The sequence below is a fragment of the Lentzea kristufekii genome, from assembly GCF_033949925.1.
GTDB classification, from domain to species: domain Bacteria; phylum Actinomycetota; class Actinomycetes; order Mycobacteriales; family Pseudonocardiaceae; genus Lentzea; species Lentzea kristufekii.
Genome location: NZ_JAXAVV010000007.1, coordinates 38,669 through 52,495, shown reverse-complemented (window position 1 = coordinate 52,495; position 13,827 = coordinate 38,669). Strand labels below are relative to the sequence as shown.

Genomic DNA, 13,827 nt, shown 5'->3' with positions numbered 1-13,827 from the left:
TCCGTCCACCACGTCAGGAAGAGCCGATGACCGACCTCAACGCACTCGCCGTGGGCGCCGTGCTGACCACCAGCCGCAAGATCGAGGACGACGACATCGACGCGTGCGCCAGGCTGACCGGCGACTTCGGCGCGCACCACATCGCGGGCCTCGGCGGCAGGAAGATGGCGCAGGGCCTGCTGACCCTGTCCGCCGCGCCGGTGCTGGGCGCGGACGGCGTGCACGTCGCGGCACTGGACCTGCGCTTCCTCGCACCCGTCTACGCGGGCGAGGAGGTGACCGCGAGGACAGAGATCACCTCGCGGGACGAGGAGCCCGGCGGCCAGGTCTCCCTCGGCGTCAGCGTCGTCATCACCAGCGCGGCCGGTGAGGTGCTGCGCGGCACCGGCGTCGCCGTCGTGCCGCGCTGACACCGCTTTGCCTCGCGACGATCGAGCACCGTCGCACCGGCACAGGCGTCGTTCGTCGTGCCGCGTGGACGCCGCCCTCCGCTCACGACGCTGATCGAGTAGCAGGACCGGCGTCGTTCTGCTGACGCACTGGCCCTGCCTTCCCCAGTGATGCCGAACGAGCAGCACCGGCGTCGCTGACGTCCCGCGCCGACACCGTGCTCCGCCCGCGACGCTGATCGAGTAGCAGCCGCATCGGCGCCGGCGTCGCCGCCTTCCTCCGCAACGCCGATCGGGCAGTCGCCGCGCTCAGTCGGCGTACGCGCGTGCCTGAAGCGAGAAGAGGTCCGCGTAGCGCCCGCCCGCCGCGATCAGTTCGTCGTGGTTACCGGACTCGGCGATCGTTCCCTCGTGCAGGACGACGATGAGGTCGGCCATGCGGACCGTCGACATCCGGTGGGTCACGTACACCGTCACCCCGCCCGTGGCGGACGCGACCCGTGCCGCCGTCTCCTGGTACGCGCTGAGCATTCGCTGCTCGGCGTCCGAGTCGAGCGAGTGCCCCGGTTCGTCGAGCGACAGCGCCAGCGGCCGGGTGCGCAGCAGGCCGCGGGCGAAACCGACGCTCTGCCACTGGCCGCCGGACAGGTCGGCGCCGTCGGCGTAGCCGCCCCCGAGGACCGTGCCCAGGTCGTGGCCGACGCGGTCCAGCAGCGGTTCGGCCTTCGCCCGCCGCACCGCCGCGAGCACGGCGGTCGCGGAGTCCACTTCGGACAGATCGCCCACGCCGACGCTGTGCTGCAACGACAGCTCGATGCGCGCGAAGTCCTGGAACAGCACGGCGGTCCGGGCGCGCCACGACTCCGGCCGCACCCGCGCCAGGTCTTCGCCGTCGACGAGGATCCGGCCGGTCGTGGGCCGGTACAGGCCGTTGAGCAGCTTGATGAGCGTGCTCTTGCCCGCCCCGTTCTCCCCGACCAGGGCGACCGAGGTGCCGGCCGGGATCCGCAGGGTGATGTCGTTCAGCACCTCGCGCGCCGATCCGGGGTAGGCGAACCCGACGTGGTCGAAGTCGATTCCCGACGCCAACCGGTCGAGCGTCATCTCCCGGCGTGGCTGCTCGCCCTGATGGCCCGCCTGGTCCCGCAGGTCCAGGTACCTCCGCAGCCCGGCCGCAGAACGGTGCACCCCGCTGAGCAGTTCCAGTCCCTTGGCCATCTGCGTGCTCGTCTGCGTGGCCAGCGCGATGACGAGCACGATGTCACCGGCCGTGGCTTCACCGCGCCTGGCGAGCAGGTAGGCCAGCAGCACCGAGGCCGCGTACCCCAGGCCGAACACGAGCTGGCCCGTGCCGCGCAGGACCGCGTGCCGCACCTGGGCTCGATCGGTGGTCCGCTGGTACTCGGCCAGCAGGTCGTCCTGGCGCGCCACCAGGAACTCGGCGTTGCCGCAGAGCTGGACCTCCTTCTGCGAGGCGGGGGAGGAGGCCAGCACCCGGACGTGCCGTGCCGCGCGGAGCAGGGGTGCGGTGCGTTCCCGCGCGGCCTGCAGCTGCCGTTCCGCGCGCTTGCCCAGGACGACCGGCACGACTGCGATGGCGGGCAGCAGGAGGTACCACGGTGTCAGCGAGGCCAGCACGACGGCGGTCGCCAGTGCCTGTGCGATCACCGCAGCCAGTTGCACGGTGGCGTGCATCGTCAGCCGCATCTGCACGATCTCCTGGCGCAGCAGGTCGATCGAGTCGGCGAACTCCGGGTCGTCGCACCGGTCCAGCGCGCTCGTCCCGTTGACGACCCGCAGAAGGTCGCGGTTGAGCCGTTCCTCGACGATCTCCGCGAGCTCGAAGTAGTGCAGGTGCGCGAAGTGCCCGAGCATCAGCTCGCCGATGAGTGCCGCGGTCGCGACGACCGCCCACGTGCCGGCGTCGCCGATCCTCGCCTCGACCGCGGCGTCGACGAGGTGCTTGAGCGACACGGCGACGACCGGGGTGGCCAGTGCGCCCAGCAGGATCAGCGCGCCGCCGATGAGCAACCGGCGCCTGTCGAGGCTCCACGCGAGGCGGAGCAGGTACGTGACGCAGAACAGGAACTCCTTCACGCCTTCCCTCCCGCCCGCGCGAACCTGCTCGCCTGCGCGCTGAACAACCGCGCGTACTCCCCGCCCGCCGCCACGAGGTCGTCGTGCCCGCCGCACTCCGCGACCGAGCCGCCGTCGAGCACGACGATCCGGTCCGCGCGGCGCACCGAGGAGAAGCGGTGCGAGATGATCATGCTGGTCACCCCGCGGGTCAGCTCGAGGAACATGTCGTAGAACTCGGCCTCGCCGCGGGCGTCGAGCTGGGCGGTCGGCTCGTCGAGCACGAGCACGGACGCGCCGTGGCGGACCGCGAACAGCGACCGCGCGAGGGCGAGGCGCTGCCACTGACCGCCGGACAACTCGCGTCCGTCGGCGGTGGCACGGGTGAGCGGCGTGTCGAGCCCGGACGGCGAGGAGGCCACCAGCTCGCCGAGGCCCGCCCGGGAGAGCTCGGCCAGGATGCCGGCGTCGTCGTCGAGATGGGTGATCGCGCTCATCGCGACGTTCTCGCGGATCGTCAGCTCGTAGCGGACGAAGTCCTGGAACGTCACGGCGAACTGGCGTCGCCAGGCCTCCGGTGGCAGGTCCACGAGATCGGTGCCGCCGACCAGCACACGACCCTCGTCCGGGCGGTACAGGCCGGTCAGCACCTTGACGAGGGTCGTCTTCCCGGCGCCGTTCACCCCGACCAGCGCGGTCGAGGTGCCCGCGGACAGCTGGAAGCCGAGGTCGCGCAGCACTGGTCGCCTGCCGTCGTAGGAGAAGGAGACACCGTCGAACGTGATCGTCCGCGATCGCAGGGCCGCGAGATCCGGGACGTTCTCCGCGGTGGTGCGGCGACGCCGTTCCCCTGCCGTCGCCGCCAGGCAGACCCGCTCGAACTCCAGCAGCGCCTCCCAGGCGTTGCGGCCGTACACCATCTTCGTGTCGGACTCGCTGAACATGACGCCGAACCGCGCGCACAGCACCACGCCCTGCACGGCCATCGCCAGCGGCCCGACGGACGCCGTTCCCCCCGCCCCCAGGCCCGCGACGGCCAGCAGGGCGGCGGCGGTGCCCGCGAGGCCGAGCAGGGTGTAGACGACGAACGGCCTTCCGTAGACCGCGCGCCTCGACCGCCACAACGGCTCCAGGTGGCCCCGGCTCTCCGCGGCGTAGCGGTCGTCGATCCAGTCGATCAGCCCCAGCGTGCGGATCTCCTTGGCAGCACGGGTGCTCGTGGCCAGATCTCGCACGTAGGCGGTGCGCCTGCGGGCGGGTGCGGCCAGCCGCACGTGCTTGCCCCACCTGTTGAAGGCCGCGGACTGACCACGGCGCGTCACCACGGCGACGAAGGCCGCCCCGAGCGCCGCCCACGGGCCCGCCGTCACCGCCACGACCACGACCGCGCCGGCCAGCTGGGTGTAGCGGGCGATCAACGCCAGCGCGCCTTCGGCCGCGGCGCCCGGTGTCAGCGCCATCTGCTCGAACGCCTCGTTCGCCTGGCTCAGGCGGTCCGCGACGGCGGGGCGTTCCAGAGTGCGCAACGGCGCACGGGTGAGCGCGAAGCCGGTGAACCGGCGCAGGCAGTACCGATCGACCTGGCGCGCGATCATCTCGGACAACAGCAGTTGCACGGGCGCGAGCAACTGCTGGAGGAGGAAGGCGGAGAGGCCGGCGGCCAGCCACCACACCGCGATGCTTCCGCTCTCGCTCACGAGCAGCTGCAACGCACGGCCGAGACACACGAGGAACACGATCGGCATCGATCCGGCCACCAGGTGGGCGAGGATCGTCGAAGCGACGGCGCCGCGGCCGGCACGACTCAGCAGACCGGCCAGCTGGCGAGCCGCCCTGCGGCGTTCCCCCGCGCGGTCCGAAATCCGGCGCAAGCGTCCGGAAGCGCGCGCCCGGGCGCCATGCGTCTGTTCCGGCATGCTTCTCCAATCGCGCACGCGAATCAGGAAGATTTCGGCGCTTGCGTTACCAGTTCGTGCAGCACCGCCCCGCACTGTTGTACCGGAACACCGCTGTGATTGTCTCCTATTCGATGCTCGTGCTAGGTTCGGAAAACCGACAGGGCTTCCGCCAGTGAAATGGCAGTCCATTCGCTGGGCGTCCCTGCTGATGCGTAAATCTGGGGGACATGCTCGTGGACGCGATTCTGGAACGAGGCCGCCCCGGCACGGCGGAACTGCGCCGGCTGCTCTGCTGGGCGGCGGGCAGGCCGGGCTCTCCCGGGGTGGCCGAGGTGGACGCCCCGTCGTTCCTGGCGGCGTTGGACGCGCACCGCCTGGACGGGCGGTTCCTGCGCCGCGTCGCGCGCGAGGACGACCACCCGTTCCCGCCCGAGGTCGTCGCCGCCGTGACGGACCGCCACGAGCAGGTCAGGCGCCGGGTCGCGGGTCAGGTGCGGACCGCGGTCGAGGCGACCGGGTTCACCGGCGAGGACGAGCGGCTCGTGCTGCTCAAGGGGTTCAGCCTGTACGCGAGGACCGGTGACCCGCTCGCCATGCGGCGCAGCGGCGACGTCGACGTGAACGCGTCCGATCTCGGCGGGTTCGTCGAGCGCGCCCTGCGGTCGGGGTTCGACCGGCACGGCGAGCCCGAGGTGCTGGACGAATACGCGGTGCTCGTGCGCCCTGACGGCACCGAGATCGAGGTGCACAGCTACTACCCGGTCACGTACCTGCCCACCGGGCCGTCGCCGGCCGAGTACGACCCGCTGGCCCACCAGGGCGCCTGGGAACAGCGTTCGCCGTTCCGCGTGCACCAACTGCTCCACGCGGACCTGCTGGCGCACTGCACGCGCCCGACCGTGGTTCCCGTCGGCACCCTGGCGGTCCTGGACCCCGAGATGCTGGTCCTGGTCTACGCGTCGCACTTCTTCTGCGACTACGTCCTGAACTTCCTGCCCCTGCCGATGGCCACGATCCGGCTCGACGAGGTGGCCACGATCGTCGACCTGACCGCGCTGCCCGAGTTCCGGCCGGACGTGTTCCGCGATCTGGTCGAGCGCTACGACGGCCACCAGGTGGTGGCGCTGGCCAGGACGATGGCCCGTGACCTCCTCGGCGTCGACCCCTTCGTGGACCTGTGGAGCGCCGACACGCCTTCCTTCCTGCCTCGTGACCTGTGGTGGGACGGCGTCGACGGGTTCCCGGTCGACCTGGGCTGGGACGCCGCCGAGACGGTGGTCCGCGAGGTCGGGATGGCCGACCTCCTCGACCGGCTGGGCGCCGGCACCGTGCGGGTCCCGTTCGGAGGCGCCCCGGCGCGGGCCAGTGCGCTCACCGGCCGGCCGTCCGACCTCTCGCGGTTCGTCCACCGCGTCGTGCCCGGCGCGCGCTTCGACGTCGACTGCGAGTTCACGGCCACCGAGCACTCCCTGGAGGTCCGGGTGTCGATGCCCGCCGCCGCCGAGGACGTGATGACCGGTCTCTCGTTGAATTTCGGTGATCACCGATTCGAGTTCTTCTACAAGCCCGCAATCGGCCACTTCCGGTCCGCGGACTACTCGAATCTTCCGGTCGCGGAAAACGGCGTGGTCTCGCAGGCGGAAACGCGCGAAAAACGTGATTTTCTGTTCGCGTCGATTCCCTGGAAGAGCATCGGTGAGCCGGTGGGAAGGTCTGCTCCGCTCACCCTGCTGCTCGGGGCACGACAGCAGAAGCGCGAGTGGAGCAGGATGACCGGAGGTGCGATTCTGCCGTTGTTCCTCGACCTCACGGCCTGAGCCGTGGGGCACAGGCCGAGTGCGAGAGGTGTCCGAGTGACGTCCCCATCCAGAGCGTTCGTGGTGTCGGCGCACCTCGACGACGCTGTCCTGTCCGCGTCGGCCAGGCTGATGCGCCCGGGAACCACCTTGGTCACCGTCTTCACCGGCATGCCACCGGACGGGATCCCGCTCACGTACTGGGACCGCCTCACCCGTGCCGAGTCCTCCCGGCACCGGCAGGTCGAACGGCTGGCCGAGGACGACGAGGCACGCGGCGTCCTCGGCTGCGACACGGTGCGCCTCGGCGAACTGGAGGAGCAGTACCGGTCCGCCCCGGTGGACGCCGAACGGCTGGCCGCGCGCATCGGCGAGGCCGTCGCGCACGCGGCCGAGGTCTGGATCCCCGCGGGGATCGGCGGGCACAACGACCACCTCGCCGCCCGGGACGCCGCGCTCGCGGCGGTGCAGGCCGCGCCGGAACGCCCTGAGGTCCACCTCTACGCCGACATCCCCTACGCGCTCTGGCACGGCTGGCCGTGCTGGGTGACCGGTGGGGAACCCGGCCCGTACCTGGACGTCGACGGCTGGCTCGACGGGGAGCTGAGCTCCCGTGGCCTCGACCCGGACCGGATGGTCCGGGAGGTGCACGCGCTGCCGCCGCAGGCCCGTGCCCTCAAGGAGAAGGCGGTGGCCGCGTACCGCTCGCAGTTGCCCGCGCTGTCCCTCGACGGCTCGAACCCGCTGCGGCTGCAGAACACCCTCAGCCACGAGGTCTCCTGGCTCCTCCAGCCGTGAGAAAGTCCGAAGTGGACGATGCCTGGCTCACCACCCCGCGGTGAGTCCCTCCTGCCTGCCGTCGTCGAGCCCGTAGAGCGACTCCGGGTGCCGCCCCAGCACCCGCAGCACCCCGCCGACGCTGGTGCGCACCCGCAGCGCGTGTCCCGCGCCGCTGAGCCACTCCTGGACGTCCACCGGCATCGACGAGTCGACCTGCAGGTGCGGCGGGACGCCGGCCTCGGTCTTGTCCGCGCCGGGCAGGTAAGTCCATCGTGGACGGTTCAGCGCCGCCAGCGGGCTCACCCCGTCGACGAGCAGTGCCGCGAGCACCTGGGTGTTCCACTGGCACTGGCCGTCGCCGCCGGGGGTGCCGCCGAGCCAGCGCACCCCGTCGGCGTCGCCGGCGCTCCAGGCGAAGATGGTGTTGACCGGGCGCCTGCCGGGGGAGACGCCGTTCGGTTCGCCGGGGGAGAGGGTGGCGCTGCGCCCCAGCCGGTTGCACAGCAGCAGACCCAGCTCGCCGACACCGACTCCGGCCCCGAACCCGAGCCCGAGGCTCTGCGTCCAGCTCACGCTGTTGCCCGCCTCGTCGATGACGGCGAAGTGCGTGGTGTCGCCGTCGGTGTAGTGCCCGGCGTACCGGGTGGCACTGCGCTTGTCCGGGTCGACCTCGCCCGCCAGGTCCGCGAGCACCGGCTCCGCCAGCGGGTCTGCCGGCGGCGTGCACGCGGGGTCGCCCAGGTGCGCGATCCGCCACGCGTACGTCTGGTGGACGATCTCCGAGAGGATGTGCACGTTCGCCGCGGAGTCGGCACCGCCGTGCTCCCGCAGCCGTTCGTACAGCGCGAGGTTCTGCAACAGCAGCACCCCTTGCGTCGGCGCGGGGTTCGTCGCCACCTGCGCGCCTGCCACCGTCGTGGTCGCGGCGGGCACGACCTCCCCGATCCGGACCCCGCAGTCGCCCGGCGCGAAGAACCCGCCCAGCCGCTCGCTGAGCCTGGTCACGCTCGCGTCGAGCTCGGCTTCCAGCTCGTCCACCGACCTCGCCAGCAGCCGGTACAGCGCGGCCAGCCCCGGATTGCGCAGCCGGCCGCCCACGGCGGAGGTGTGCGGGCCGTACAACCCCGCGAACTCCGGCTGGCTCAGCACCTTCACGTTGTCCTGGATCCAGCGCGCCGTCTGCGTGGTGACCGGGGTACCCCGCTCGGCCAGGTCGACGGCCGGGGCGAGCAGCCGGGACCACGGCAGCGTGCCGTGGCGTTCGTGCAGGGCGCACCAGGCGCCCAGCAGACCCGGTGTGGTGGCCGACTCGATGCCCCGGCCGGGCACGGTCCGATGGCCGCGGGCGGTGAAGTTCGCCGCGGTGGCGTGGGTGGGCGCCCGGCCCAGCCCGGTCAACGACCAGGCCTGGGCCGAGCCCGCGAGGTGGAACACCGCCGCTGCGTCACCGGCGGGGCCGGACGCCATCGGCATCGCCACCGTGAGCACCGCCGACGCCGTGATGGCGGCGTCGAACGCCGTGCCACCGTCCCTGAGCACGTCCAGTGCGGCCAGCGTCGCGGCGGAACTGCCGGTGGACACCATCGCCCGCGTTCCCCACTGCTGGCGGTCGCGCAACACGTCACGCATGCGTTTCCTTGCGCAGCCGCAGGAACACGCTGGCGTGCACCAGCTCCACCTCCCCGTCTCCGAGCACCGAGCACAGCGCGCCGACGGCGTCCTGCACGGACGCCTGCGCCGCCGTCCACGGCCCGCCGCTGGCGACCCACCAGCGGGCGCGGACCTCCGCCGGGACGGACGTGGTGCGTTCCAGCACGAAGGAGTCCTCGACTTCGAACCCCGCGCCGCGCGCGAGTTCCTCGGCCTGCGCCACCGTCAACCTGCGCGCCTCGAACGGATCCGGCTCGGACAGTCCGGTCAGGCGGGTCAGCGCGGCCTGGGACTGCTCGGCGAACCGGTCCGTCGCCGCCGTGCGGCCCGCCGTCGCCGCACAGACCAGGCCGCCGTCGGTCAGCAACGCGTTCATCGTGGCGAACACGTCGGGGTAGCGCGGGTGCATCCAGTGCAGCGCGGCGTTGGAGAACACCGCGTCGTAGCGCTGATCCGCTGCCACGTCGGGAAAAGCTCCCTGGGTGAAGCGGACCCGGTCCGGCCAGTCCTTCTCCGCGGCCACCGCCAGCATGTCGGCCGACACGTCGACCGCGTCGATGCGCGCGGAGGGCAACCGGTGCACCAGCGCCTCGGTGAGAGCGCCGGTGCCGCAGCCGATCTCGTACGCGCTGCGCGGTTCGGCCGGTCGGGGGTGCAGCCCGGCGACCAGCTCCGCGTTGCGGAACTGGATGCGCCGGGCCAGCACGTCGTAGTCGGCCGCGCTGTTCCAGCGGTGGGCGGTGACCGTCACGTGCGCACCACCTGCGGCAGGCCGATGATCTCGCGGACCTGCTGCGGCGTCGCCGGTTCGCGGCCCATCTCCCGCGCGATGCGCACGATGCGCTCCACCAGACGGGGGTTCGTGGTCGGTTCCTTGGTCTTCCAGTCCAGGTACGGGTTGTCCTCCAGGCCGACCCGGACGTGACCGCCGAGGCTCAGCGCCAGCGAGTTCGCGGCGAGCTGGAACCGGCCGATGCCCGCGAACGCCCACGTGGACGGCTGCGGCAACGAGCTGAGGACGGCGGCGGCGTTGGCCGCGCTGACCTCGGCGGTGCCGATGGAGCCGAACAGGATGTTGAGGTAGTACGGCGGCTTGAGGATGCCGCGGGAGATCAGGTAGTTGGCGTAGTTGACCATGCCGATGTCGAAGATCTCCAGCTCCGGCACGATGTCGCGCTCCTGCATCGCCCGCGCCAGACCCTCGATCGTCTCGGGCGAGTTCACCGACGGCCCGGACACGAAGTTCATCGACCCCAGCGTGAGCGAGGCCATCTCCGGGCGAGCGAGGTTGTCCACCGTCAGCGACGCGGCGCGCTTGTCGAGCTCCGACCAGTTGCGGCCGCTGGTGGTGACGACCAGGACGATGTCCGGCGTCAGCGTCACCACCGCGTCCACGATGTCGGTGAACCGCTGCGCGCTCCAGGTGGGTTCCTCGTCGTCTTCCCTGGCGTGCAGGTGGACCATGCCGGCGCCCGCCTCGTAACAACGGCGGACGTCCTTGGCGATCTCGTCGGGCGTGATCGGGACGTCCGGCACCTTCGCCCGGCGCGGCACCATCCCGGTGGGACACAGATTGATGATGACCTGGTCGGGAAGACTCATACCCCTCGCCTCTCCTCGGTCGCGGGCGACCGCCACACCCCGGTCCACTGTCCGGGAGCGGGCGACGGCCCAGCGGGTCGGCAGCGCAGTGTCGCGCCACCGTCTATGTCGATCAGTTCGTGGCCGCCGGCGGCGGGATCGCCCGCGTCGAGCACCACGGCGTGCTCCGGTGCCAGGTCGCGCTCGGCGGCCGGCTCCCAGCGATAGCGCCGGACGTCGGGATCTCTGCGCCACAAGGGTTTCGCGGACGCCCAGAACGCGGTCAGCGCGGACGGCGGTGCAGCCCAGACCGCCTCCCGGTCGGCGAAGTCCCGCCACAGCCAGTACACGCACAGCTCGGTCTCGTCGTCCGGACGCACCAGCACCTGGTACCTGAGCAGGCCGGGCACGCTCAACGCCCGGCCCAGCGCGACGTTGAGCCGCAACAGCTCCGCGCCCTCGCCGGGGCGCGCGAACTGCCTGCCCAGCACCGCCACCGCGGTGCCGCTCATCCGGCCCGCCCGCCGCCCGCCGAGTCCAGGTGACCCATGAGGACGTCCTTGATCCTCAGGTACTCGGAGTTGTGCGCGCTGACGAACCCGCCGTGCGGCACCCGTTCCACCGAGAGCCCGGCGTTGACGAGCGCCTCGATCTTGGCCGGGTTGTTCGTCGCCAGGCGCAGGTGGGACACGCCGAGCTGGCGCAACGCCTCCGCCGCGGCGCGGTAGTCACGGGCGTCCGCGGGCAGGCCGAGGTGGACGTTCGCCGCGACCGTGTCCATTCCCTTCTCCTGCAGGGCATAGGCCTTGATCTTGTTGACCAGGCCGATGCCCCTGCCCTCGTGCCGGGTCAGGTACAGCAGGATGCCGTGCTGCTCCTTCGCCAGCAGGCGCACCGCGGTGTCGAGCTGGGGCCCGCAGTCGCAGCGCAGCGAAGCGAGGATGTCGCCGGTGAAGCAGGCGCTGTGCATGCGCACCAACGGCTGTTGGTGCGCGTCCGGACCTCCGCGCACGAGCGCGATGACGTCCTCACGGCCGTCATCGTCGCCGAAGACGTGCAAGGTGAAGTCGCCGTAGGACGTCGGTAGCTCGCAACTGGCGAGCAACGTCGTTGTCAGCACTTGATGTCTCCCCCGAGTAACGTGCCGGTCAGTCGCGATAGCGGTCGATGCGGCCGATCGGCTCCTCCGGTTGCCACGACAGCAGGGGGATGTGGGCGTTGACGGTCTGGCCGTTGTTCAGCAAGGCCGACGACGGGTGGTACAGGTGCAGCATCTTGTCGTCGTACTGGTCGAACGCCGTCGCCAGTTGCACCCTCAACACGAAGTCGAGGTCCTCGCGTCCCCATCCCTCGAACCGTTCGTCCATGCCTCCCACCGCGTTGAACACGTCCCGGCGCAGCCACACGCACAGTCCGGGCGCGCGATGGACCAGGAAGCCGCGCAACCGGTCCGGGTCCGCCTCGGCCCTTCCTGCCACGCAGCGGTCCGCGACCGCGCGCACGGACGCAGGCTGGTCCACGTACGTCACGTCCCGGAACGGCATGAACCCACCGGCGCCGTCCCGGTCGAACCGGGCCACGTTGCGTTCGACGAACTCCCTGTCCACCAGGCCGTCCGCGTCCAGGACGCAGATGACCGGCGCCGGCCGCGCGGTGTTGACCACGCCGACGTTCACCGCCCAGCACTTGTTGAACGGCCCGCCGTGCGGTGCGAAGAGGTGCTCGTCGGCGTAGTTCTCCGCCAGGTCCCGCCACCGCGGCTCGTCGTCCGACTCGACGACCGTGACCTGGTAGCTCGACCGGTCGGCGCTCTGGTCCGACAGGGACTTCAGGCAGGCGGCCAGGTTCCTGGTCCGGTACTCGTTCCGGTCGCGGTTGCGGAACGGGATCACGATCTGCGCCAGCAGTTCGCCCGAGCCGGAGGGCTTGGCGGCCTCCCACCGCGACCAGCCGCCGTCGTCCGTCGCCGTCCGGTCGTAGGCTCCGCCGACGTGGTAGCCGAGCCTCGACCGCCGCGACAGGTCCCACGCGGCCTGGGTCAGGTCCTCGGTCTTGCGGTCCGGATCGTCCATGGCGGCCTTCGCCAGCTCACGGACGCGTTGCCAGCGGCCGACATCGGCCGGATCGGCCTCGAGCGCCTCGATCGCAGCGGACAGTTCCGCGTCGCCACAGGACACGACCGCGTCCGCCACGGCTGTGAGCAGGTCCTGGATGCGGTGCCAGTAGTAGGGATTCGCGCCTCGCGCCCCGTCGTCCGCCTTCAGCACGGCGGCGTCGGCGACGGCGCGGGCCGGGTTGTCGGAGTCTGCTGGCGGCGTCATGTGTCCTCTTCTCATGCGGGTGCGGATTGCCGCGCGGTCTTCGCGCGCGGCGGTGTCTTCTCGTCGATCTCGGCGGGGAACCGCTGGTGCAGCAGGAACAACACGATCGCGGCCCCACCGGCGAACGCGGCGAACACCTGCCACACGGCCAGGGCCGACGTGGCGAGCAGGGCTCCCGCGATCGCGGGCCCGCCGATGTTCGAGATCGACCAGGACATCTGGAACACCGCCACGTAACGCCCGCGCCACGCGGGCGGCGCGGCCGCGACGGAGAGACTGCTCGCGGCCGGGCCGGCGGCGGTCTCGCCGAGCGCGAGGAACACCACCCCGCCGAACACCAGCGCGACCGCGGCCGCGGTGCCGGTCACCGCCGACGCGCAGGCCAGCAGGACGATGGCGACGAGGAAGAACCCGGCTCCCACGATCGCGGTCGTGGTCCGGCGCAGGACACCGAGCCGCGCGGTGACCAGCGACTGCAGCACCGCGGCCAGCACCATCTTCACCGTCAGCGCCGACGCGGCCACCCACACCGCGAGCACCGTGTACCTGGCCACGTACAGCGGCAGCACCAGCGACGGGATCAACCAGCCGAACGTGAGCAGCGTGTTCGCGAACGTCAGCTGCAGGTACCTGCCGTCCCGCAGCAGGGCGGGCCAGCCACCCCGCGGCACCGCAGCGCGCGTCCCCTGCCCGCCGCGCACCGACAGGAACAGCGCACCGGCGATGAGCGACGACGCGATGTTCACCGCGAGCATCACCCGCAGCCCGTCCGTGCCGCCGGTCGCCAGCGCGGCGGCCCCGAGCGCGCCACCCGCCGCGAGACTCGCGCTCTTGACCATGTTGACCGTGGAGTACCACCGGTCCAGCCCTTCTTCGCCGACCTGCTCGCCGACGAACACCGGCCAGGTGGCCCAGTACATCCGGTCGGAGAGCGTCACCAGCGCGACCCCGCACACCAGCACACCCAGCCCGGTGACGTGGAAGTAGAAGGAGAACCCGGCCGCCGCCACCACCGTCTGCGCCACCAGCACCCGCTGCGCGCCGAAGCGGTCGACGAGCTGGCCGATCAGCGGGGTCACCGGCAGTCCGACCAGGCTCGCCACGGTGATCACGAGGCCGAGGCGCGCGAGCGGGATGTCGGTGGTCTCCGAGAGGTAGAGGAAGGTGAGCGGGAAGAACGCCCCCGCGCCGACCGTGTCCACCAGGACCGCGACGAACAGCCGGCGTCGGCCGGCCGGGGCAGCGGTCACCGGTTCACCACATCCGGTCCACAAAGGACAGATGACGACACGTCTCGTACCCCCAGCACGGTCCTCCGGACGGCCCTGCGCCCGTC

At 71.7% G+C, this 13,827-nt stretch carries 12 protein-coding genes; 3 read left to right on the top strand and 9 right to left on the bottom strand.

Translation table 11 applies throughout. The annotated features are described in order from the left end of the window. Window positions 1–26: 26 nt before the first annotated feature. The gene (locus SK571_RS16135; RefSeq protein WP_319984897.1) at window positions 27–410 is read left to right on the top strand and encodes a MaoC family dehydratase; all 384 of its coding nucleotides are present in this window, start codon (window positions 27–29) and stop codon (window positions 408–410) included. Window positions 411–698: 288 nt separating this feature from the next. Here SK571_RS16135 and SK571_RS16130 read toward each other — a convergent pair whose 3' ends face one another. Next, window positions 699–2,486 carry an ABC transporter ATP-binding protein gene (locus SK571_RS16130; RefSeq protein WP_319984896.1) on the bottom strand — a complete coding sequence of 596 codons (1,788 nt, stop codon included), beginning with the start codon at window positions 2,484–2,486 and terminating at the stop codon, window positions 699–701. Further along, a complete protein-coding gene (locus tag SK571_RS16125) occupies window positions 2,483–4,381 on the bottom strand; it encodes an ABC transporter ATP-binding protein (protein WP_319984895.1) in 1,899 nt (632 codons plus the stop codon). The genes SK571_RS16130 and SK571_RS16125 overlap by 4 nt, the downstream gene beginning before the upstream one ends. Before the next feature lie 215 nt (window positions 4,382–4,596). Here SK571_RS16125 and SK571_RS16120 point away from each other — a divergent pair, with 215 nt between their 5' ends. Together SK571_RS16120 and SK571_RS16115 are read left to right on the top strand one after the other, a co-directional pair. Continuing rightward, a complete protein-coding gene (locus SK571_RS16120; protein ID WP_319984894.1) occupies window positions 4,597–6,180 on the top strand; it encodes a nucleotidyltransferase family protein in 1,584 nt (527 codons plus the stop codon). 36 nt (window positions 6,181–6,216) lie between these two features. Then, a complete protein-coding gene (locus SK571_RS16115) occupies window positions 6,217–6,957 on the top strand; it encodes a PIG-L family deacetylase (protein ID WP_319984893.1) in 741 nt (246 codons plus the stop codon). Between the two features lie 27 nt (window positions 6,958–6,984). Here SK571_RS16115 and SK571_RS16110 read toward each other — a convergent pair whose 3' ends face one another. Genes SK571_RS16110 through SK571_RS16080 form a run of 7 tightly spaced genes read right to left on the bottom strand, consistent with a single transcriptional unit; the run spans window position 6,985 to window position 13,741 of the window. Next, on the bottom strand, window positions 6,985–8,568 hold the full coding sequence (locus SK571_RS16110; RefSeq protein WP_319984892.1) for a gamma-glutamyltransferase family protein: 1,584 nt from the start codon (window positions 8,566–8,568) through the stop codon (window positions 6,985–6,987). After that, window positions 8,561–9,340, bottom strand: a complete 780-nt coding sequence (locus SK571_RS16105) for a class I SAM-dependent methyltransferase (protein WP_319984891.1) — start codon at window positions 9,338–9,340, stop codon at window positions 8,561–8,563. The genes SK571_RS16110 and SK571_RS16105 overlap by 8 nt, the downstream gene beginning before the upstream one ends. Beyond that, entirely contained in the window at window positions 9,337–10,191 is an 855-nt protein-coding gene (locus SK571_RS16100) for a BKACE family enzyme (protein WP_319984890.1), read from the bottom strand. Before SK571_RS16100 ends, SK571_RS16105 begins: the two co-directional genes overlap by 4 nt. Next, window positions 10,188–10,682 carry a putative quinol monooxygenase gene (locus tag SK571_RS16095; RefSeq protein ID WP_319984889.1) on the bottom strand — a complete coding sequence of 165 codons (495 nt, stop codon included), beginning with the start codon at window positions 10,680–10,682 and terminating at the stop codon, window positions 10,188–10,190. The genes SK571_RS16100 and SK571_RS16095 overlap by 4 nt, the downstream gene beginning before the upstream one ends. After that, window positions 10,679–11,290, bottom strand: coding sequence for a GTP cyclohydrolase II (gene ribA, locus SK571_RS16090; protein ID WP_319984888.1), 612 nt, complete (start codon window positions 11,288–11,290; stop codon window positions 10,679–10,681). Before ribA ends, SK571_RS16095 begins: the two co-directional genes overlap by 4 nt. A gap of 28 nt (window positions 11,291–11,318) precedes the next feature. Further along, on the bottom strand, window positions 11,319–12,491 hold the full coding sequence (locus SK571_RS16085) for a glycosyltransferase (protein WP_319984887.1): 1,173 nt from the start codon (window positions 12,489–12,491) through the stop codon (window positions 11,319–11,321). A gap of 11 nt (window positions 12,492–12,502) precedes the next feature. Continuing rightward, window positions 12,503–13,741 (bottom strand): MFS transporter, encoded by a 1,239-nt coding sequence (locus SK571_RS16080; protein ID WP_319984886.1) that lies wholly within the window; start codon window positions 13,739–13,741, stop codon window positions 12,503–12,505. Window positions 13,742–13,827 lie beyond the last annotated feature (86 nt).

Excerpts from the sequence above, each read along its gene's own strand:
- SK571_RS16095 (WP_319984889.1), bottom strand. The coding sequence starts at position 10,682 with ATGAGCGGCACCGCGGTGGCGGTGCTGGGCAGGCAGTTCGCGCGCCCC.
- SK571_RS16100 (WP_319984890.1), bottom strand. The coding sequence starts at position 10,191 with ATGAGTCTTCCCGACCAGGTCATCATCAATCTGTGTCCCACCGGGATG.
- SK571_RS16110 (WP_319984892.1), bottom strand. The coding sequence starts at position 8,568 with ATGCGTGACGTGTTGCGCGACCGCCAGCAGTGGGGAACGCGGGCGATG.
- SK571_RS16135 (WP_319984897.1), top strand. The coding sequence starts at position 27 with ATGACCGACCTCAACGCACTCGCCGTGGGCGCCGTGCTGACCACCAGC.
- SK571_RS16085 (WP_319984887.1), bottom strand. The coding sequence starts at position 12,491 with ATGACGCCGCCAGCAGACTCCGACAACCCGGCCCGCGCCGTCGCCGAC.
- SK571_RS16125 (WP_319984895.1), bottom strand. The coding sequence starts at position 4,381 with ATGCCGGAACAGACGCATGGCGCCCGGGCGCGCGCTTCCGGACGCTTG.